The organism is Reinekea sp. G2M2-21 (assembly GCF_015687175.1).
Classification (GTDB): domain Bacteria; phylum Pseudomonadota; class Gammaproteobacteria; order Pseudomonadales; family Natronospirillaceae; genus Reinekea.
In genome coordinates, this window is record NZ_JADPQG010000003.1 from 611168 (window position 1) to 632166 (window position 20999).

The 20999-nt window shown below is 50.7% G+C and carries 13 protein-coding genes; 1 reads left to right on the plus strand and 12 read right to left on the minus strand.

The annotated features are described in order from the left end of the window. Positions 1 to 210 precede the first annotated feature (210 nt). Entirely contained in the window at positions 211 to 780 is a 570-nt protein-coding gene (locus IYN85_RS14935) for a phosphoribosyltransferase (RefSeq protein ID WP_196159698.1), read from the minus strand. A gap of 66 nt (positions 781 to 846) precedes the next feature. Between IYN85_RS14935 and IYN85_RS14940 the strand changes: the two genes are divergently transcribed. Then, positions 847 to 1410, plus strand: coding sequence for a phosphoribosyltransferase (locus tag IYN85_RS14940; protein ID WP_196159699.1), 564 nt, complete (start codon positions 847 to 849; stop codon positions 1408 to 1410). Here the strand turns inward: IYN85_RS14940 and IYN85_RS14945 are convergent. The 11 genes from IYN85_RS14945 to rpoB form a co-directional block, all read right to left on the minus strand. Then, on the minus strand, positions 1402 to 2640 hold the full coding sequence (locus IYN85_RS14945) for an allantoate amidohydrolase (RefSeq protein ID WP_196159700.1): 1239 nt from the start codon (positions 2638 to 2640) through the stop codon (positions 1402 to 1404). The two genes, IYN85_RS14940 and IYN85_RS14945, sit on opposite strands and share 9 nt — an antisense overlap. Continuing rightward, complete coding sequence (locus IYN85_RS14950) at positions 2630 to 3859, minus strand: alanine--glyoxylate aminotransferase family protein (protein ID WP_196159701.1); 1230 nt, start codon at positions 3857 to 3859, stop codon at positions 2630 to 2632. The genes IYN85_RS14945 and IYN85_RS14950 overlap by 11 nt, the downstream gene beginning before the upstream one ends. A 4-nt stretch (positions 3860 to 3863) precedes the next feature. After that, complete coding sequence (locus IYN85_RS14955; RefSeq protein WP_196159702.1) at positions 3864 to 4688, minus strand: sulfite exporter TauE/SafE family protein; 825 nt, start codon at positions 4686 to 4688, stop codon at positions 3864 to 3866. A 55-nt stretch (positions 4689 to 4743) separates the two neighbouring features. Beyond that, entirely contained in the window at positions 4744 to 6309 is a 1566-nt protein-coding gene (locus IYN85_RS14960) for a gamma-glutamyltransferase family protein (protein WP_196159703.1), read from the minus strand. Next, positions 6306 to 7523 carry an amidase family protein gene (locus tag IYN85_RS14965; protein ID WP_196159704.1) on the minus strand — a complete coding sequence of 406 codons (1218 nt, stop codon included), beginning with the start codon at positions 7521 to 7523 and terminating at the stop codon, positions 6306 to 6308. Before IYN85_RS14965 ends, IYN85_RS14960 begins: the two co-directional genes overlap by 4 nt. A 499-nt stretch (positions 7524 to 8022) precedes the next feature. Further along, positions 8023 to 9216, minus strand: a complete 1194-nt coding sequence (gene tuf, locus IYN85_RS14970) for an elongation factor Tu (protein ID WP_196159705.1) — start codon at positions 9214 to 9216, stop codon at positions 8023 to 8025. 31 nt (positions 9217 to 9247) lie between these two features. Beyond that, a complete protein-coding gene (gene fusA, locus IYN85_RS14975) occupies positions 9248 to 11344 on the minus strand; it encodes an elongation factor G (RefSeq protein ID WP_196159706.1) in 2097 nt (698 codons plus the stop codon). 25 nt (positions 11345 to 11369) lie between these two features. Then, a complete protein-coding gene (rpsG, locus tag IYN85_RS14980; protein ID WP_196159707.1) occupies positions 11370 to 11840 on the minus strand; it encodes a 30S ribosomal protein S7 in 471 nt (156 codons plus the stop codon). Positions 11841 to 11963: 123 nt separating this feature from the next. After that, positions 11964 to 12338: a 30S ribosomal protein S12 gene (gene rpsL, locus IYN85_RS14985; RefSeq protein WP_196159708.1), complete on the minus strand. Its 375-nt coding sequence runs from the start codon at positions 12336 to 12338 to the stop codon at positions 11964 to 11966. A 160-nt stretch (positions 12339 to 12498) separates the two neighbouring features. Further along, on the minus strand, positions 12499 to 16695 hold the full coding sequence (rpoC, locus tag IYN85_RS14990; protein ID WP_196159709.1) for a DNA-directed RNA polymerase subunit beta': 4197 nt from the start codon (positions 16693 to 16695) through the stop codon (positions 12499 to 12501). 58 nt (positions 16696 to 16753) lie between these two features. Further along, positions 16754 to 20836: a DNA-directed RNA polymerase subunit beta gene (gene rpoB, locus IYN85_RS14995; protein WP_196159710.1), complete on the minus strand. Its 4083-nt coding sequence runs from the start codon at positions 20834 to 20836 to the stop codon at positions 16754 to 16756. Positions 20837 to 20999 lie beyond the last annotated feature (163 nt).

Genomic DNA, 20999 nt, shown 5'->3' on the forward strand with positions numbered 1-20999 from the left:
GTTTCGTCAGATCAAATCAGAACGGGCTATCAGTTCTTAAAAGATTCTCAACTTCCTTGCTAAAAGCATGAACAGCCTCACAACTTTTTATTGCTGGAGCACTGATGACAGCTATGTCAGTAAACAATGAACACCGAAATCGACGCTCAAGTTCGCGCGTTCGTGAAAATTACTCATAACTGGCACCGGATGGATCGACTGCTGACCGCTTCACTTGCCCTGCAACACCGCATGCAAGCCCGGTTTGTTTTCTTTAATCTCTTCGGCACTCAACCCTTGAAGTTCATACGGAAACACTAACCAGTCATCGGTGGCATGTAATACATAGTGTGGCGTTGTTTGTGTCCGTTGATAACCATTACGCTGATACAAAGTGGCAATACGGATGTCTGCAGGGCAGTTTTTTTTCAGTTGTTTTCGTAACCGGTTTATTGTCGACTCAATACTTAAACCCGTACTGTATACATCGTCTACGATCAGTAGCGCATCGTCTGCGTTTAAATTTTCGATCAGATACTGCGTGCCATGCACCCGAATGGATTCCGGTTCGCTGACCATGGATTCATAGCTGGGCAATCCTTTATAAGACGTTCGAACCGAAATGTGATCGGTTTCAATACCCAGAGTCTGCAAACACTCCTGCACATAAATACCGACAGCACTGCCACCGCGCCAGAGACCGACGATAAAGGTTGGGCGAAAACCTGACTCAAATATCTGAACACCCAGACGAAATGAATCCTGTATAAGCTGATCTTCATTGAGGTAGATTTTTTTCATCGCTTACCTGTCCGATCTAATAGTTACTGCGTATGATGTTGTGGTTAATTCGCAAGAGTTCTGGTCATGGAAAAAACCTATTTATCCGGTGAACAACTGTTGATGGATTCGTTCACCCTGGCGAAAAAAGTATTGGACAGCGGCTTCCGTCCCACCTTTATCATTGCACTGTGGCGTGGTGGAGCGCCGATCGGCATCGCGGTACAGGAGTTCCTCAGTTACCACGGCATCGTAACCGACAACATTGCCATCCGTACCTCGTCCTACGCGGCCGGAATCGATCAGCAAGCAAGAACCGTCAAGGTTCATGATCTGAACTATCTGATTAAAAATGTTCAGGACCACGACAAACTCTTGATCGTCGATGACGTATTCGACACCGGCCGTTCCATTGCTGCGGTGCTCGATCAGTTAAAAGCCAAGACACGTCGTAACATGCCAACAGACGTGCGTATTGCGATCCCATTTTACAAACCCAGTCGCCGAGAAGTTGATTTCGAACCCGACTACTTTGTTCATGAAACGTCGGCTTGGCTTAAGTATCCACATTCCCTCGAAGGCCTGACGGTTGAGGAAATCAAAACGCATCGGCCAGAGCTATACAGCATTCTGAAAGCGCACCTACTTTAGAGCTTGTAACATTAAGGCTTCTTTCATCACGTTAAACGCCAACCCGATATCGTCGGCAATTACCCGTTCATCCGGGTGATGGCTGATCCCTCCAGGGCTGCGGAGAAACAACATACCAACCGGTGCGACCGAAGCAACGGCCATCGCATCATGACCTGCGCCCGACGGTAAGGTTGGAATCTGTAAACCGGCATTGCGTGCAGCCTGATGAAATTGCTGCTGAATGTGATTATTACAAAGAACGGCGGGCGCTTCGTGATACCAATCGAACTCACAATTTAATTGACGTTGTGCGGCCATCTGTTGCGCGAATGCTTCGATGCGCAGCACCAACGCGTCACGGTCGGCATCGTTTAACGCACGGACATCCAGCGTTAGAGTACAGGCGCCAGCAATGACATTCGCAGCGCCGGGTTTAACGTTAACATTACCGACCGTGGCGACTTCCTGGTGTTGTCCGCCTCGCGCGCTGGTTTCAATAAACTGAATCAACTCTGCCGCCCCGGCCAATGCGTCTTGGCGCATGTGCATTGGCGTAGTACCCGCGTGTCCGGCTTGGCCTTGAATACGAATGTGCGCGCGCTTGGCGCCCGCAATACCGGACACCACCCCTAACGGTTGCTGCAACGCTTCTAACACCGGTCCCTGTTCAATGTGAACTTCCCAATAGGCAAGAATATCGCGCGCATTAAGCGTCGCGGCAGACGTTTGATCGGCTGACAATCCAAATTCCTGAAGAGCATCTGCCATGGTTGTCCCGCTCCGGTCAGTCAGTTGCAACCAGTGACTGGCAAACTGACCGGCAAGCGCTTTCGAACCGATCAGCGTCGTGCCAAAACGCGTGCCTTCTTCGTCGGCAAAGCCAACCACATCAAGATGAAAGGGCAGCGGTGCCTGATCGGAAAAATAACTCAACAACTCAACTGCCAGCAGAACGCCGAGAATACCGTCGTATTTACCCGCGAATGGCACGGTGTCCAGGTGCGAACCCAGAATCAACCTGGGGACATTTTCTTTTGCTGCAGGCAGCCGACCCCACTGGTTACCCACGCTGTCTTGCCAACTCATCAGCCCCGCGTCGTTGAGCCACTGAGCGACCTGCTGATTTGCGGCTCGATGCTCCGGGGTCAGGTACTGGCGCAAGACGCCATCTTCCAGCTCACTGAACTGTGCGAGCTGATCACAGCGCGCTAATACTCGGGCAACGATGTCCTGTGTTTTAGCCGGCATTGGCGTACCACGCTAACGCGGCAGTGGCGGCTTCGCCCTTCGGACCACGATAACCATTCGCTGCTAAACAGGCGTCTAAACAGGAGAGTGTTTGCAACACCGCCGATTTTCGCGCGTTGTATCCCATGGTGCCGATGCGCCAGACTTTGCCGTGCAAGGGACCAAAGGAGGTACCGATTTCGATACCGAAATCCATCAGCATCTGCGAACGGACGGCATCTCCATTCACACCGTCAGGAATATACACGGCGACGACATTGTTCATTTTATGCGAAAGGTCACCGAAAGTTTTTAATCCCAGCGCCTGCAACCCTGCGAGCATGGCGTCGCCATGCAGCTTGTGCCGGGCGATACAGTTATCGACACCTTCTTCAAGGACAATGCGTGCGCATTCCGACGCTCCATATAACATGGTTGTCGCTTCGGTATGATGATTCAGACGCTCTTCACCCCAGTAATCGAGAATCATCGGCAAATCAAAATAATTAGAACGGATAAAGGGTTCTACACCATCCTGATGGGCTTCTGTGCGGATGCCTGCCTCAACTCGACGACGTTTGCGAATCCAATCTACAAACCGATCACTCAAGGTAATGGGCGCAGAACCAGACGGACCACCCAAACATTTTTGCAACCCAACGGACACGGCGTCCAGTTGCCATTCATCCGTTTTAAACTCATTACCCACGATAGACGCTGTAGCATCCGAATAAAAAAGCACATCGTGTGCACGACAAATCGCGCCCAGTTCAGACAAAGGCTGACACATAGTTGTAGACGTATCGCCCTGCACAATTGCCAGCATTTTAGGCTGAACTTTTTTAATGGCTGCTTCAATTTGCTCCGGCTTAAAAACGTCGCCCCAAGGCACTTCAATGGTGTGAACCTCAGCACCGGCGCGTTCAGAAATTTCGGCCAGCAGATGTCCGAAGCGACCGAAAACAGGTATCAGAACTTTGTCACCCGGCCGTATGGCCGACACCAGCACCGCTTCGATACCGGCACGCGAAGTGCCGTCGATCAGCAATGTCCATTGTTGTTGGGTTTTAAACACCTGTCGGTAGCGTGCCATGGTTTCATTCATAAAACCCGTCATGGCTGGATCGTATTGCCCAATCAGCTGAGCCGACATGGCCCGTAAGACTCGGGGGTCGGCATTGATCGGACCCGGGCCCATTAACAGTCTTGGTGGTGGATTCAAAGCTTGTGTGTTGATCATAGACTTAGGCTCCTACCACCTGAATTAACATACGGGCACCAGTAAAAAACAGCACTATTGCGAAGGCTTTTTTCAATTGCTGAGGATTCAGTTTAGCGCCAATTTTGGCACCGACCGGTGCAAATAAAATGGTCAGCGGAATGATAAACAGAAAGGCAGGGATATTAACCAGACCCCAGGTGCCGATTGGTGCATCGATGGGTGTTTCACCAACAACCAGCAAGGTCAAGACACCGGGCAAGGCGATCAGTAAACCGAAAGCGGCAGCGGTGCCCACCGCCCGATGCGCAGCAACGTTAAACGACGTCAGTAACGGGACACCAATCGTACCACCGCCGATGCCGATCATCACCGACAACCCACCCACCGAAGTTGCCATCATGGCTTGCCCGAGCTTTCCGGGCAGTTGATTGAATAACGCCGGAGCCCCGGAGCGAAACAACATATTCAGACTCACTAGCAAAGCGATAATGCCAAACATCCAAGTCAGAAAGTTACCGGAGACCGACGATGCCAGCAAGCTACCGCCAATGGCCGCCACCAAAATGATACCGCCCCAAAATTTCAACAACTCGACATCCACATTTCCTTTGCGATGGTGCGCGCGGATCGACGAGATGGCCGTGGGAACGATGGTCGCCAGGCTGGTGGCGGTGGCAATCGCCATTGCGGAGGCCGCACTGACACCGAAGCCCTGTAACAGAAAATACAACACCGGCACGATCACGATACCCCCACCGACGCCCAATAGCCCGGCGAGTATCCCGGCAAACATGCCGGTGGCAATCAAGGCCACACCAATGGGCCACGCATTTAATAATTCGGTCATTACTCTCTCACTGTTCTTTGTTGTTGATTGTTATTTTCGATAGTTGTTTTGGTTTTTAAGGTTGTTCGATACAGGCTTTGCCGTCTGATCGGGGATCGGTGGCGGCATCAAGCTCGACCACATTATCCGCAATCGCTCCGGCGTGCCCCATCATTTCGTTGACCGCGGGAACTGGCTGCCATTGGTGCCCTAAGGCCGTCAGTTGCTCACCCAGTTCATCGGCAATATTCTGTTCAACTTTCAGGTCATGACTGCTGTCGCCCCAAGTGCGCCCCAGTAGCCAACGTCCTTCAGCGATTGCTTGTTGCAACGATTTCTTTTGCCAAACATACCGGCTGAACACAGTGGCCTGGGTTTGCGGCTGTCCTTCCCCTCCCATCGTGCCGTAGCTTAAACGACGGCCGTCGTCGAACAGGGCCATGGCAGGGTTCAATGTGTGCCTTGGTTTTTTTCCGGCACCGAGACAGTTGATGTCGGCCGGTTCCAGACTAAAACTGATGCCGCGATTATTCCAGACAAAACCCGCACCATCGATAACAACCGCCGAGCCGAACTCCCAGTAAATACTCTGGATAAAACTCACGAGCTGACCGTGACTGTCACGCGCACCCATCCAAACCGTGTCGCCATGTTCAGAGGTAAAGGGCCACGGCTTGGCTCGCTGCATATCGATATGCCGCGCCTTTTCGACAAGTCGTTCTGACGTCAGCGCGCGATGATAGTCCGGTGGTACGTGGGCAAGATCTGCGAGAATACGTCCACGATCGGTGAAGCTCTGCTTGGTTGCTTCAACGATGAGGTGCATCCACTGCGCATCGGTGTGCACTTCAGCACGGCGTTGTTCGATCATCGACAGAATCTGCAATGAATGCACACCTTGTGTTGGTGCCGGTAAATTGAAACAACGTAGACCATCGAGCGTCAGTCGCAAGGGCTCCACCATTTCCGCTTGCGTTTGCGCAATATCGAGCGACTCCAGCGGGCTACCCACCGCCGCCAAGGTGGCGTTGATCTTAGATGCCAACTCGCCTTGATAGAAATCCTGTAAACCACGCTCAGCCAGTTGCCGGAAAGTGGCCGCGAGCTCCGGATTTTTGAACAGATCGCCTTTTCGGTATGGACGTCCGTCAGGGGCATACAGTCGTTGAAATGACGTAGGTATGGCCGGCTCTGCCAATACTTTATCAATGGCGTCCTGCAGACTTTGGGTTACTTCGATTCCCGTCTCGGCCCATTGGATGGCCTGTGCCAACAGCGTTGACAGCGGCAATGTCGCGCCCAGATCCTGAGCCAGCGCCTGCGACCAACCGGCGATGGTGCCTGCTTGCGTGATGCAGGCACGACCGCCACGGTCGGGTATCGGATTATCGGCTGAATAACAGGACAGGTTCTGTGCTGCCCGGCCGCAGGCATCGATTGCCATAGGCTGAGTGGTACCCCGGTTGTGTACCAGCCAGAAGCTGTCACCTCCAATGGAGTTCATATGCGGGTACACCACAGTTATCACGGCCGCTGCAGCGACCATTGCTTCGGTTGCAGTGCCACCAAGACGGAGGATGTGCATACCGGCATCGGTTGCGGCCCAATGGGGTGCCGTAAAGGCGATGTCAGATGTACTCATCGGTTCAAGTCTCCATTCCAATGATTCGTGACGGCTTCAGTCAGGTCAAGCAACCCGTAATCATTACCCGCCAACTGCAGTAAAGAAAAACCGTAAGGATGTGAAACACCTCGACCATGCGCCTGAGGCATTAACGGTAAATGCACCTGCGCGGCCCCGGTTAATCCGGCAATGGCCGTCAGCGTTAACAGACGAGGTCGCAACAGAGTAGTGTCTTCGCCCAGCGCCGGTGCAGTAGTAGGAGTTGTCGGCAAAAACAGCGTCACATCATCCGCCAGTATATGACTTAACGAACTTTTAAAACTGGCGCGCACGAACTCTGCATCGCGAACTTCGCAATCAGTAATAGCCAGCGCCATTTCAATACGCGCTTGCACCGCCGCAGATAGGCTGGGTTGTACCTCGTCGATCCATTTGCCGTGATAATTGGCAATTGCTCTACCCTGCAACACCCGGAAAACGTCACTGATGCCGTGATAAGCCCGGCTCAAACCCAGATCAACCATTCGCACCTGATCGAAACAGGGCACAATGCGTGCCAGTGCGTCGACTAACGGCGCTTTTAATGAGCTATCCACCAATTCAAAAAGCTGTTCATCAAAAACCAAAACCGATGATCTCGCGCTACGACTTTTAGGAACCAGTATGTGACCCACACGATTCAGAAGCTCGGGGTCTTGAGTAAACCACCCGACAGTATCAAACCGCGGTGCCAAACCAATTAAACCATGAGTGCTAACGGCGCCGTGTGATGGCCGGATACCGAATAAACCACAGTATGAAGCCGGCACCCGCACAGAACCGCCAGTATCGGTTCCCAGGCCGATATCTGCCCAATGACTGGCGACCGCCGCCGCACTGCCCATACTGGAGCCACCACTGGCGTGACCGGGTAGCTTTGGATTTTCCGTTTTACCGTAGTGCTCGTTGTTGCCTTCTAACGAATAAGCCAGTTCATCGGTATGAGTAAACCCGGCAAATTCCGCACCTTCATCCATCAGCAGACGTATGGCGGTTGCGGTTTCTGAAGCGGGACGATGACTGCTTAGCCAATCCGGACACCCCGCCGCATTGGGGTACCCTTCGATCGCGTATAAGTCTTTCACTGCCAGCCGCTGACCGAGCAGTGGACCTGTGGTTGAGGTCGACCACCGACTGGGTCCATGTGTGCAAAATCCTGCGGCGCTTCTCATATGCTGAGTGACTGAATTCATGAATAGGGCCTGCTAATCTAACCAAAGTTGTCCATTTGGACAACTAAGCATAAATCTGGCCATCTTTGTGTTTCCGCTGTTTAACGGCTTTTCGCTGCAAAATGGCTCACGATTCAGTTGTAGATTGGTGCATCAAGAAATCTGGCGTTCCAATTCAGGGCACTGAAGTAATTGAAGAGAGCTGAGACGCGAGTGGTAAGGCATCCCGATGTGAGATGTGAGTGGTCCGGCATCCCGGCCTACTGTGCGGCCTTAGAGCACGCAACTTGGTTCGTACTATTTCCGTTAAACAACAAAAAACCCGCCGAAGCGGGTTTCTTGTGAAGCTTATTGCTTAATCAATCGATTACTCGATGATCTTAGCAACAACGTCGCTGGTCCGGCATCCCGGCCTACTGTGCGGCCTGAAAGTACGCAACTTGGTTCGGGCCGCTTCCGTTAAACAACAAAAAACCCGCCGAAGCGGGTTTCTTGTGAAGCTTACTGCTTAATCAATCGATTACTCGATGATTTTAGCAACAACGCCCGCACCTACAGTACGGCCACCTTCACGGATCGCAAAACGCAAGCCTTCGTCCATCGCGATAGGAGCAATCAATGTTACTTCCATCTTGATGTTGTCGCCTGGCATAACCATTTCTACGCCTTCAGGCAGTTCACACGCTCCAGTTACGTCCGTTGTACGGAAGTAGAACTGAGGACGGTAACCTTTGAAGAAAGGAGTGTGACGGCCACCTTCGTCTTTTGACAGAACGTAAACTTCTGCTTCGAAACGAGTGTGAGGCGTGATAGAACCTGGCTTCGCCAAAACCTGACCACGTTCAACGTCATCACGCTTAGTACCACGCAGCAACGCACCAATGTTCTCACCCGCACGACCTTCGTCAAGCAGCTTACGGAACATTTCAACACCGGTTACGGTTGTTGTGGTGGTTTCTTTGATACCAACGATCTGTACTTCGTTACCGGTGTTAACGATACCGCGTTCAACACGACCCGTTACAACTGTACCACGACCAGAGATTGAGAATACGTCTTCAATTGGCAACAGGAATGGCTGATCGATTGCACGAACTGGCTCAGGGATGTATTCATCCAGAGTTTCAACCAGCTTCTTAACAGCAGTTGTACCCATTTCGTTGTCGTCTTTGCCTTCCAACGCCATCAGTGCAGAACCGATAACGATAGGCGTGTCGTCGCCTGGGAATTCGTACTGTGACAACAGGTCACGAACTTCCATTTCAACCAGTTCCAACAACTCTTCGTCGTCAACCATGTCAGCTTTGTTCAGGAAAACAACGATGTAAGGTACACCAACCTGACGAGACAACAGGATGTGTTCACGAGTCTGTGGCATTGGGCCGTCAGCAGCAGAACAAACCAGGATCGCGCCGTCCATCTGAGCAGCACCGGTGATCATGTTCTTCACGTAGTCGGCGTGTCCAGGACAGTCAACGTGCGCGTAGTGACGAGTAGGTGATTCGTATTCAACGTGTGAAGTTGAGATGGTGATACCACGCTCACGCTCTTCAGGCGCGTTGTCGATGCCGTCGAAAGCAACGGCAGCACCGCCCCATACTTCTGCACATACGCGAGTCAACGCAGCAGTCAAAGTGGTTTTACCGTGGTCAACGTGACCGATTGTGCCCACGTTTACGTGGGGCTTAGTACGCTCAAATGTAGCCTTGCCCATTTGGATTTCCTCTAGTGTTAGCGCTAACTAATTAAGATTGCTTAATAATTGATTCCACAACGTTCAACGGCGCTTCTTTATAAGCACCAAATTCCATTGTGTACGATGCACGACCCTGAGACATGGAACGCAAGTCCGTTGAGTATCCGAACATTTCAGATAACGGTACTTCAGCGTTGATTACCTTGCCTGCTGGGCTGTCCTCCATGCCCTGAACCGTCCCGCGACGACGATTCAAGTCACCCATTACGTCACCCATGTAATCTTCAGGGGTAACGACTTCAACCTTCATGACCGGTTCCAGAAGCGCAGGGTTTGCTTTGTCCTTTAACTTCTTCACGGCCATAGAGGCTGCAACTTTAAATGCCATTTCGTTGGAGTCAACGTCATGGTAAGAACCGTCGTACAGAGTGGCTTTTAACCCGAGCAACGGATAACCCGCGAGGATACCGTTCTTCATCTGCTCTTCGATGCCCTTCTGTACCGCTGGGATATACTCTTTCGGTACGGTACCGCCAACGATCTCGTTAACAAATACCAAACCTTCTGCGTTTGAATCTTCAGCGGGTTCAAACTTAACAACAACATGACCGTATTGACCACGACCACCAGATTGGCGGGCGAACTTGGAATCAATATCAGCTGAGGTACGAATACGTTCACGGTAAGCGACCTGCGGTGCGCCCACGTTACATTCAACTTTGAATTCACGCTTCATACGGTCAACAATGATGTCCAGGTGAAGTTCACCTTGTCCACCAATAATGGTCTGTCCGGTTTCTTCATCGGTATGAACACGGAAAGATGGATCTTCCTGAGCCAGTTTGCCCAGCGCGACACCCATCTTCTCCTGATCCGCTTTTGAACGCGGCTCTACCGCAACCGAAATAACCGGTTCAGGGAAGTCCATGCGCTCAAGCGTAATGATACGGCTTGGGTCACAGAAGGTATCCCCAGTGGTTACATCTTTCACACCAATTAAAGCGCCGATGTCACCGGCCAATAACTCTTTGATTTCTTCACGGTTATTAGCGTGCATCTGCACCATACGACCAACACGATCTTTCTTGCCACGAACCGAGTTATAAACCGCATCACCGGACTTCAACACACCGCCGTAAACACGAACGAATGTTAACGTACCAACAAAGGGGTCTGTGGCAATTTTGAAAGCTAATGCAGCGAAAGGTGCACTGTCGTCAACATCGACAGCATGCTTGGTTCCATCTTCCAATTCACCTTCGATAGCTTTCACTTCGGTCGGTGATGGCATGTACTCAATCACGCTGTCCAGAACAGCCTGCACACCTTTGTTTTTGAATGCCGATCCGCAATGGGTCAATACAATTTCACCGTCCAGAGTCCGTTGACGAAGACCTGCTTTGATATCATCTTCGGTCAGGGTTTCGGTTTCCATGTATTTTTCCATCAGCTCATCGTTGGCTTCAGCAGCCGCTTCAACAAGCTTAAGGCGGTATTCTTCCGCGATGTCCAGCATATCTGCAGGAATGTCGCCGTAATCGAACGTCATACCCTGATCTTCTTCCGTCCAATGAATGGCTTTCATCTTGATCAGGTCAATCACGCCGCTGAAATCATCTTCAGCACCGATTGGCAACTGCAGTGGTACCGGGTTAGCACCCAACCGGTCTTTCATCTGCGCAACAACACGCAGGAAGTCAGCACCCGCTCGGTCCATCTTGTTCACAAACACCATGCGCGGAACGCCGTATTTGTTTGCTTGACGCCAAACGGTTTCGGTTTGTGGCTGTACACCGGAAGAGGCACACAAAACAACAACTGCACCATCTAATACACGCAGAGACCGTTCAACTTCAATGGTGAAGTCGACGTGCCCCGGTGTATCAATGATATTAATTCGGTGCTCATCAAACTGAGCACCCATTCCACGCCAGAAACAAGTGGTCGCAGCAGAGGTGATAGTAATACCACGCTCTTGCTCCTGTTCCATCCAGTCCATGGTAGCTGCGCCATCATGAACCTCTCCGATTTTATGAGACAAACCGGTATAGAACAGGATTCGTTCCGTAGTCGTTGTTTTACCAGCGTCTACATGGGCAACGATACCAATGTTTCGGTAACGTGCCAGTGGAGTTTTACGAGCCACGACTCAGTCTCCGTTTCAGGTTAAATTAGAAGCGATAATGAGAGAATGCTTTGTTGGCTTCTGCCATCTTATGCACGTCTTCACGTTTCTTAACAGCAGCACCTTTGCCTTCGGCGGAATCCAAGATTTCACCAGCAAGACGTTGACGCATGCTTTTTTCACCGCGCTTACGCGAGTAATCCACCAACCAACGCATGGCCAGTGCTTCACGACGAGCAGGACGTACTTCGACAGGAACCTGATAAGTAGCACCACCAACACGGCGAGATTTAACCTCAACCAGTGGCGCGATACTTTCGAGTGATTTTTCGAACATTTCGATAGGGTTGTCATGACCCTTTTCTTTTACGATGTCTAATGCACCATAAACAATTTTTTCAGCGATAGATTTCTTGCCATCAACCATGACGTGGTTCATGAACTTCGCTAATGTGACATTACCAAATTTTGGATCTGGCAATACTTCTCGCTTGGCGGCGACGCGTCTTCTTGGCATTGATAAGCCCCTTAATATTAGGTCTTCAGGCAGATCTGAGATCATTGATACACGCGTCTTTTCAGAACTTTGTATCAGACTCAGCCTTACTGCTTATTCTGAGACTAAAAAATTTAACAACGATTACTTCTTAGGTCGTTTTGTACCGTACTTAGAACGGCCATTCTTACGATCGTTAACGCCTGATGTATCCAAGGCACCACGAACGGTGTGGTAACGAACACCTGGTAAGTCTTTAACACGACCACCACGGATCAGGACAACACTGTGTTCTTGCAGGTTGTGACCTTCACCACCGATGTACGAAGACACTTCGTAACCGTTAGTCAGACGAACACGACATACTTTACGCAATGCTGAGTTCGGTTTTTTTGGTGTAGTAGTGTATACACGAGTACACACACCGCGGCGTTGTGGACATGCTTCTAATGCCCGAACCGCGCTTGCTTCCACTAGACGCTTACGCGGTTTGCGGACTAGCTGGTTAATTGTAGCCATTTAAGCCTCTTTCTCTCATTTCACTTCGCATGAACTAACAGTACCCGGTCAGACAAGCTACCCGGGTACTGAAAGGTGCGCGATTTTACGTTATCGCACATTTCTTAGTCAATAGCAGACTGAAATCGGTTATAGAACACCGGTTCAGCCCGCGTACTGTCTACTTGTTTAACGCCTGGCTCAGTGCTGCTTCGACTTCCTGAGCACTGATAGACGGCTTTTCACCGGTACGTTCGAGACGCTTACGCTTACGTTCTGCGTGGTACGCCAAACCGGTACCGGCTGGGATCAGTCGACCCACAACCACGTTTTCTTTCAGACCGCGTAGATAATCCCGCTTACCGGTTACCGCACCTTCGGTCAGAACGCGTGTTGTTTCCTGGAACGATGCCGCTGAAATGAACGACTCCGTTGCCAAGGATGCCTTGGTAATACCCAGCAATACGCGTTCGAACTTAGCTGTAATCTTGTTCTCTTCGTTTGCTTTGTCGTTACCTTCAAGCAGGTTCATGTATTCAACCTGATCACCCTTAATAAATTCAGTATCTCCACTGTCTGTAATCAGAGCTTTACGCAGCATCTGACGACAGATAACTTCAATGTGTTTGTCGTTAATGACAACACCCTGGAGTCGGTAAACTTCCTGAATTTCTTTAACGACGAACTTGGCCAGTGCCTCAACTCCAAGAACTCGCAATATATCATGCGGATTCATCGGACCGTCGGACAGAACCTCACCCTTCTCAACACGTTCACCTTCGAACACGTTCATCTGACGCCACTTCGGAATCAGCTCTTCATAGCCTTCTGAACCGTCAGTCGGCGTAATAACGATACGCTTCTTACCTTTGGTTTCTTTACCGAAGGAGAAGGTGCCACTGATTTCCGCCAGAATCGCCGATTCTTTTGGTTTACGGGCTTCAAACAGGTCAGCAACTCGTGGCAGACCACCGGTGATGTCTTTGTTACCGCCAGATTCTTGCGGAATACGGGCAATAACGTCACCAATCTGCACTTCCGCACCACCGGACAAGCTCAACAGAGCACCATCTGGCAGGAAGTATTGAACAGGCTGATTCGTGTTACCAATCATGATGTCATCACCATTGGCGTCGACAATCTTGATCAATGGACGAATTTCTTTACCCGCTGCATTTCGCTGCGCCTGCGGAATCACTTCCGTGGTGCTTACACCAGTCAGCTCATCGACCTTGCGGTTAATGGTAATACCATCATCCATGCCAATGAACTGAACCTTACCAGCAACTTCCGACACGATTGGGTGTGTGTGTGGGTCCCAGCGAACAATCACGTCACCGGCATCGACTTTGGCACCATCCTGCACAGCAACCACAGAACCGTAAGGCAACTTGTAGCGCTCACGCTCACGCCCGTGTTCGTCGGCAACCGCCAACAAACCCGAACGGGAAACCACCACCAAATGGCCATCTGCACGGGTAACCGTTTTAACGTTATGCAAATGCACTTTACCGGCCTGCTTCACTTGTACGTTATCAATGGCTGATGAACTGGACGCCGCACCACCAATGTGGAACGTACGCATTGTCAACTGTGTACCCGGTTCACCGATCGACTGTGCCGCGATAATACCAACCGCTTCACCGATGTTGATGCGGTGGCCACGTGCCAGGTCACGGCCGTAACACTGCGCACAGATGCCAAAACGGGTTTCACACGTGATGGACGAACGAACCTTAATAGTATCGACACCCACACTGTCAATCTGCTCGGCAATTTTTTCATCAATCATGACGCCAGCGCGGATAATTACATCATCCGTTGCCGGATCAATAATATCTTCCGCAGGAACACGACCTAGCACCTGAGTACCCAAACCAACAACAACGTCACCGCCGTCAATGATAGGCTCCAGGGTAATGCCGTTTTCGGTACCACAATCCAGTTCGGTCACGACCACATCCTGCGCGACGTCAACTAGACGACGGGTCAAGTAACCAGAGGATGCTGTCTTCAATGCGGTATCGGCCAAACCTTTACGCGCACCGTGCGTCGAGATGAAGTATTCACCAACGGACAAACCTTCACGGAAGTTAGCCTTAATTGGGTTTTCAATGATCGAGCCGTCTGGCTTAGCCATCAGACCACGCATACCCGCAAGCTGACGAATCTGGGTTGCACTACCACGAGCACCGGAGTCGGCCATCATAAATACGGCATTAAAAGAGTCAGTTTCAACTTCGTTGCCATCACGGTCGACGGTCATTTCCTTAGAAATACCTTCCATCATCGCTTTGGCAATCTGGTCGTTGGCACGAGACCAAAGGTCAACCACTTTGTTGTATTTCTCACCCTGAGTAATCAAACCTTGGGCAAACTGCTCTTCAACTTCCTGAACTTCCGCTTCTGACGCGGCCAGAATATCGTATTTGGCTTGTGGGATAACGAAGTCGTTAACACCAATCGATGAACCGGATTTCGTTGCATAGCTGAAACCCATGTACATGACCTGGTCGGCAAAGACGACGGTTTCCTTCAGACCCACGGAACGGTAACACTCGTTCAGCAAGCCAGAGATCGCCTTCTTCTTCATCGGCTGGTTGACCATGTCGAATGGCATACCGTCTGGCGCAATCGAGAACAGGATCGTTCGACCAACGGTAGTGTCTTCGATAGAGATTTTCTCTTCGCGGGTACCGTCTTCGTTAATCTTAACCTGGCGAATACGAACCTTAACGATCGCTTGCAGGGCAACCTGACCTGCGCCGTAGGCTCGCTGCACTTCTTCAATGTTGGCGAACACCATGCCTTCGCCTTTCGCATTGACGCGCGCACGGGTCATGTAATAGAGACCCAACACAACGTCCTGCGACGGAACGATAATCGGTTCACCGGAAGCAGGTGACAGAATGTTGTTGGTCGACATCATCAGCGCACGAGCTTCAAGCTGAGCTTCAAGCGTTAGCGGAATATGGACTGCCATCTGGTCACCGTCGAAGTCCGCGTTATAAGCCGCACACACCAGAGGGTGAAGGTTAATCGCTTTGCCTTCGATCAATACAGGTTCGAATGCCTGAATACCCAAACGGTGCAACGTTGGTGCACGGTTCAGCATGACCGGATGTTCACGGATCACTTCGTCGAGGATATCCCAGACGATAGGTTCTTCGCGCTCGACCATCTTCTTAGCAGCTTTGATGGTAGTCGCCAGACCACGGTGCTCAAGCTTGCTGAAGATGAACGGCTTGAACAATTCCAACGCCATTTTCTTCGGCAGACCACACTGGTGCAGACGCAGAGTAGGACCAACCACAATTACCGAACGGCCAGAATAGTCAACACGCTTACCCAATAAGTTCTGACGGAAACGACCTTGCTTACCTTTGATCATGTCAGCCAGGGACTTCAGCGGACGACGGTTCGACCCTGTGATGGCACGACCGCGACGACCGTTATCCAACAGCGCGTCTACAGACTCCTGCAGCATACGCTTCTCGTTACGCACGATGATGTCCGGAGCAGAGAGCTCTAACAGGCGCTTCAATCGGTTGTTACGGTTAATCACGCGCCGATACAGATCGTTCAAATCAGACGTTGCGAAACGACCGCCATCCAGAGGCACCAGAGGACGCAGATCTGGCGGCAGAACCGGCAGAACGGTCATCACCATCCACTCTGGGTTGTTGCCTGACTTGTAGAAGGCTTCCAGAAGTTTCAGACGCTTGGACAGCTTCTTGATCTTGGTTTCAGAGTTGGTCGCAGGAATTTCTTCACGCAATGTCGCAATTTCACCTTCGAGGTCGATTGCTTCCAACAATTTCTGAACGGCTTCCGCACCCATGCGAGCGTCGAAGTCGTCACCGAATTCTTCAATGGCTTCGTAGTACTCTTCATCGGTCAGCAGCTGCGCTTTTTCCAGACTGGTTAAGCCTGGATCGATCACAACGAAGCTCTCGTAATAGAGAATGCGTTCAATATCACGCAACGTCATGTCCAGCATCAAACCGATGCGGGATGGCAGTGACTTCAAGAACCAAATGTGTGCAACAGGCGCAGCCAGTTCGATGTGGCCCATGCGCTCACGACGAACTTTCGCCTGAGTCACTTCTACGCCACACTTCTCACAGATAACACCACGGTGCTTCAAACGCTTGTACTTACCACACAAGCATTCGTAATCTTTGATAGGCCCAAAAATACGGGCACAGAATAAACCATCACGCTCAGGCTTGAACGTACGATAGTTAATAGTTTCCGGCTTCTTCACTTCACCAAAAGACCATGAACGAATCATGTCCGGTGAGGCAAGACCAATGCGGATAGAATCGAATTCCTCGGCCTGGCCTTGTGTTTTCAGCAGGTTTAATAAATCTTTCATGTTTCAGCTCCACAGGGAGTTGGCAACCGGGCAGCCATTGCTGGCTGCCCACCGTTCATCACTCTTCGTTTTCCAGCTCGATATCGATACCGAGAGAGCGGATTTCTTTCACCAATACGTTGAAAGATTCCGGCATGCCCGGCTCCATACGGTGGTCGCCGTCGACAATGTTTTTATACATCTTCGTACGGCCATTCACGTCGTCCGATTTCACTGTCAGCATTTCCTGCAAGGTATAAGCGGCACCGTATGCTTCCAGTGCCCATACTTCCATCTCACCAAAACGCTGACCACCAAACTGAGCTTTACCACCCAGAGGCTGTTGTGTGACCAGACTGTAAGAGCCGGTAGAACGGGCATGCATTTTGTCGTCAACCAAGTGGTTCAACTTCAGCATGTACATGTAACCGACTGTCGTTTTGTTTTCGAAGAGGTCACCGGTACGTCCGTCCCACAGCTGGATCTGACCGGAGTCATCCATACCTGCAAGGCGTAACAGACCTTTAACTTCTTCTTCTTTCGCACCATCGAACACCGGCGTTGCAATAGGCACACCTTTGCTGAGGTTTTTCGCCAGTTCACGGATTTCATCATCCGAGAAGTCGCCGAGGGTTTCGTTACGGTAGCCTTTACCGGACTGATTATAGATCTGGTCCATAAAATCGCGGATTTCAGCAATACTGCGCTGTTCTTCCACCATCTCGTTGATACGATCGCCCAGACCTTTGGCAGCGGCACCCAAGTGCGTTTCCAGAATCTGACCAACGTTCATACGTGACGGTACACCCAATGGGTTCAGAACCACGTCAACCGGGTTGCCCTTTTCGTCATACGGCATGTCTTCGACAGGCATGATGACGGAGATAACACCCTTGTTACCGTGACGACCCGCCATCTTGTCACCAGGCTGAATGCGACGTTTAACGGCAAGGTAGACTTTAACGACTTTCAATACGCCAGGCTGCAGATCATCACCTGACTGCAACTTACGTTTTTTGTCGTCGAAACGCTCTTCCTGATCGTGCTTACGCTCTTTCAGTCGAGCTTCAGCAGCCTCCAACTGAGCAGCCAATGCTTCATCCTGCATGCGCAGCTTAAACCAGTCTGATCGTGGCAGAGCTTTCAGGTAATCCTGAGTCAGCACGTCACCTTTTTTCAGGTCTGGACCGCCAGCAACCGTTTGACCGACGAAGGCATCGTTCAATCGCTCGAACACGGTATCTTCAACAATACGGTACTCTGCATTAAGGTCTTTACGGAACTCTTCCAGAGCCTGACGTTCGATGTCTTTTGAGCGCTGATCACGCTCGACACCATCACGGGTGAATGTCTGTACATCGATAACGGTACCGCGCATGCCACCTTTAACACGCAAAGACGTGTCTTTAACGTCAGAGGCTTTCTCACCGAAGATCGCACGTAACAGCTTTTCTTCAGGGGTCAACTGTGTCTCAGACTTAGGCGTAACCTTACCCACCAGGATGTCACCAGGGCCCACTTCGGCACCGATGTACACAATACCCGACTCATCCAGCTTACTCAGCGCAGACTCACCGACGTTTGGAATATCCGCAGTAATTTCTTCAGGCCCTAACTTAGTATCACGAGCGATACAGGTCAGTTCCTGAATGTGGATAGAGGTAAAACGATCTTCCTGAACAACTTTCTCAGATACCAGAATGGAGTCTTCGTAGTTGTAACCGTTCCAAGGCATGAAGGCGATGCGCATGTTCTGACCGAGCGCTAACTCGCCCAGGTCAACAGACGGACCGTCTGCCAAAACATCACCCCGAGCAATCACATCACCCTGACGGACGATAGTGCGCTGGTTGATACAGGTGTTCTGGTTAGAGCGGGTGTATTTCGTCAGATTGTAGATATCGACACCGGCGTCATCTTCGCCAATTTCGTCGTCATCCACTTTAATAACGATACGCGATGCATCGACGTATTCGATAACACCACCACGATCCGCAACCACACAGACACCGGAGTCAACCGCAACATTACGTTCAATACCGGTACCTACCAGCGGCTTATCAGACTTCAGAGTAGGAACCGCCTGACGTTGCATGTTCGATCCCATCAAGGCTCGGTTAGCGTCATCGTGTTCCAGGAATGGAATCAGCGAGGCCGCAACAGATACTACCTGACGAGGTGATACATCCATCATGTCGACTTTTTCAAGCGGTGCCATGGTGAACTCATTCTGGTGACGAACCTGAACAAACTCGCCTTGAATCATGCCATTGTCATCAACAGGCACGTTTGCCTGTGCAATGGTGTGGCGTGCTTCATCAATCGCAGACAGGTAGACAATTTCATCGCTGATCTTGCCATTCTCAACTTTACGATAAGGTGTTTCCAGGAAACCGTAGCTGTTGGTACGCGCATAAGTAGAGAGCGTATTGATCAAACCAATGTTTGGACCTTCCGGCGTCTCAATAGGACATACCCGGCCATAGTGCGTCGGGTGTACGTCACGCACTTCGAAACCGGCACGTTCACGGGTCAAACCACCAGGTCCTAATGCAGAAACACGACGCTTGTTGGTAATACCGGACAGCGGGTTGTTCTGATCCATAAACTGAGACAGCTGAGAAGATCCGAAAAACTCTTTAATCGCAGCAGCAACAGGCTTGGCGTTCACCAAATCCTGAGGCATCAAGCCTTCGCTTTCTGCCATGGATAGTCGCTCACGAACCGCACGTTCAACACGCACCAGACCGACACGGAACTGGTTTTCAGCCATCTCACCGACTGAACGTACACGACGGTTACCCAAGTGATCGATGTCATCGACGGTGCCGTGGCCGTTACGGATATCTATCAATGTTTTCACAACATCAACGATATCTTCACGGGACAGGGTGCCCTCACCCACGTCTTCTTCACGTCCCAAACGACGGTTGAACTTCATTCGACCAACAGCAGACAGATCGTAACGGTCTGAGGTAAAGAACAGATTCTGGAATAAAGTTTCCGCAGATTCTTTTGTTGGTGGTTCACCAGGGCGCATCATGCGGTAGATTTCGACCAATGCTTCTAACGGCGTGCTGGTCGGGTCATTACGCAAGGTGTCAGAAATAAAGGCGCCACAATCCAGATCGTTGGTGTACAGAGTTTCGAATGATCCAATACCCTGCTCTTTAATCTGTTCCAATACGTCTGGCGTGATTTCATCGTTACAGTTAGCAACGATTTCACCGGTCTTGGCATTGACAATGTCTGTCGCCAGCGCCTTGCCATACAGGTAGGAGTCGGGAATGATAACTTTGTCCAATCCAGCCTGTTCCAACAGACGGATGTGCCGGGCCGTGATTCGACGACCTTCTTCGACAATAACATTGCCTTCAGCATCTTTGATTTCAAAGCCAGCGGTCTCACCTTTCAGGCGATCCGCAACGATCATCATTTCGATGACTTCGCCACTCACCGTGTAGGACACACGTTCAAAGAACATGTCCAACATTTCCTGGTTTGTGTACTCAAGCGCACGCAACAGAATGGTTGCTGGCAACTTACGGCGACGGTCGATTCGGACGAAAACCTGATCCTTCGGATCAAACTCGAAATCCAACCATGAACCACGGTAAGGTATAACACGAGCAGAATGCAGCAACTTACCGGAGCTGTGCGTTTTGCCTTTATCGTGATCAAAGAACACACCAGGAGAACGGTGCAACTGGGAAACAACAACACGCTCGGTACCATTGACGATAAAGGTACCGTTGTCCGTCATCAATGGGATTTCACCCATGTAGACTTCCTGTTCCTTGATATCCTTGATTGCTTTGCTCGGCGAGTCTTTATCATAAATGATCAGACGCACTTTCACTCGCAACGGAGCAGCATAAGTAACACCACGCAATTGACATTCTTTCACGTCAAACGCTGGCTTGCCCAACTTATAGCTCACATATTCCAGTGCAGCATTGCCAGAATAACTGACAATTGGAAAAACAGATTTAAAGGCAGCATGCAAGCCACTATCTTGACGTTCGGCGGCGTCAAAATCTGCTTGCAGGAAACTCCGATAAGAGTCCAATTGAATTGCGAGCAGGTATGGAATATCCATAACGGGCTCAAGTTTACCGAAATCCTTACGAATTCGCTTTTTCTCGGTGTAAGAGTATGCCATCAGCAATCCCCAGCTTGTTCACCAACGGTGTGTCTGAGTGGTTGAACCGCAAAATGCGGCTTATCGGAATACAGTTGTCAGCAGACAGGTCTAACAACTCCGACTTTCACTTCCTGTGCGCTCGTTATATGAGCCCCAGTGCCTAAGCACTTAATCCTGTAAA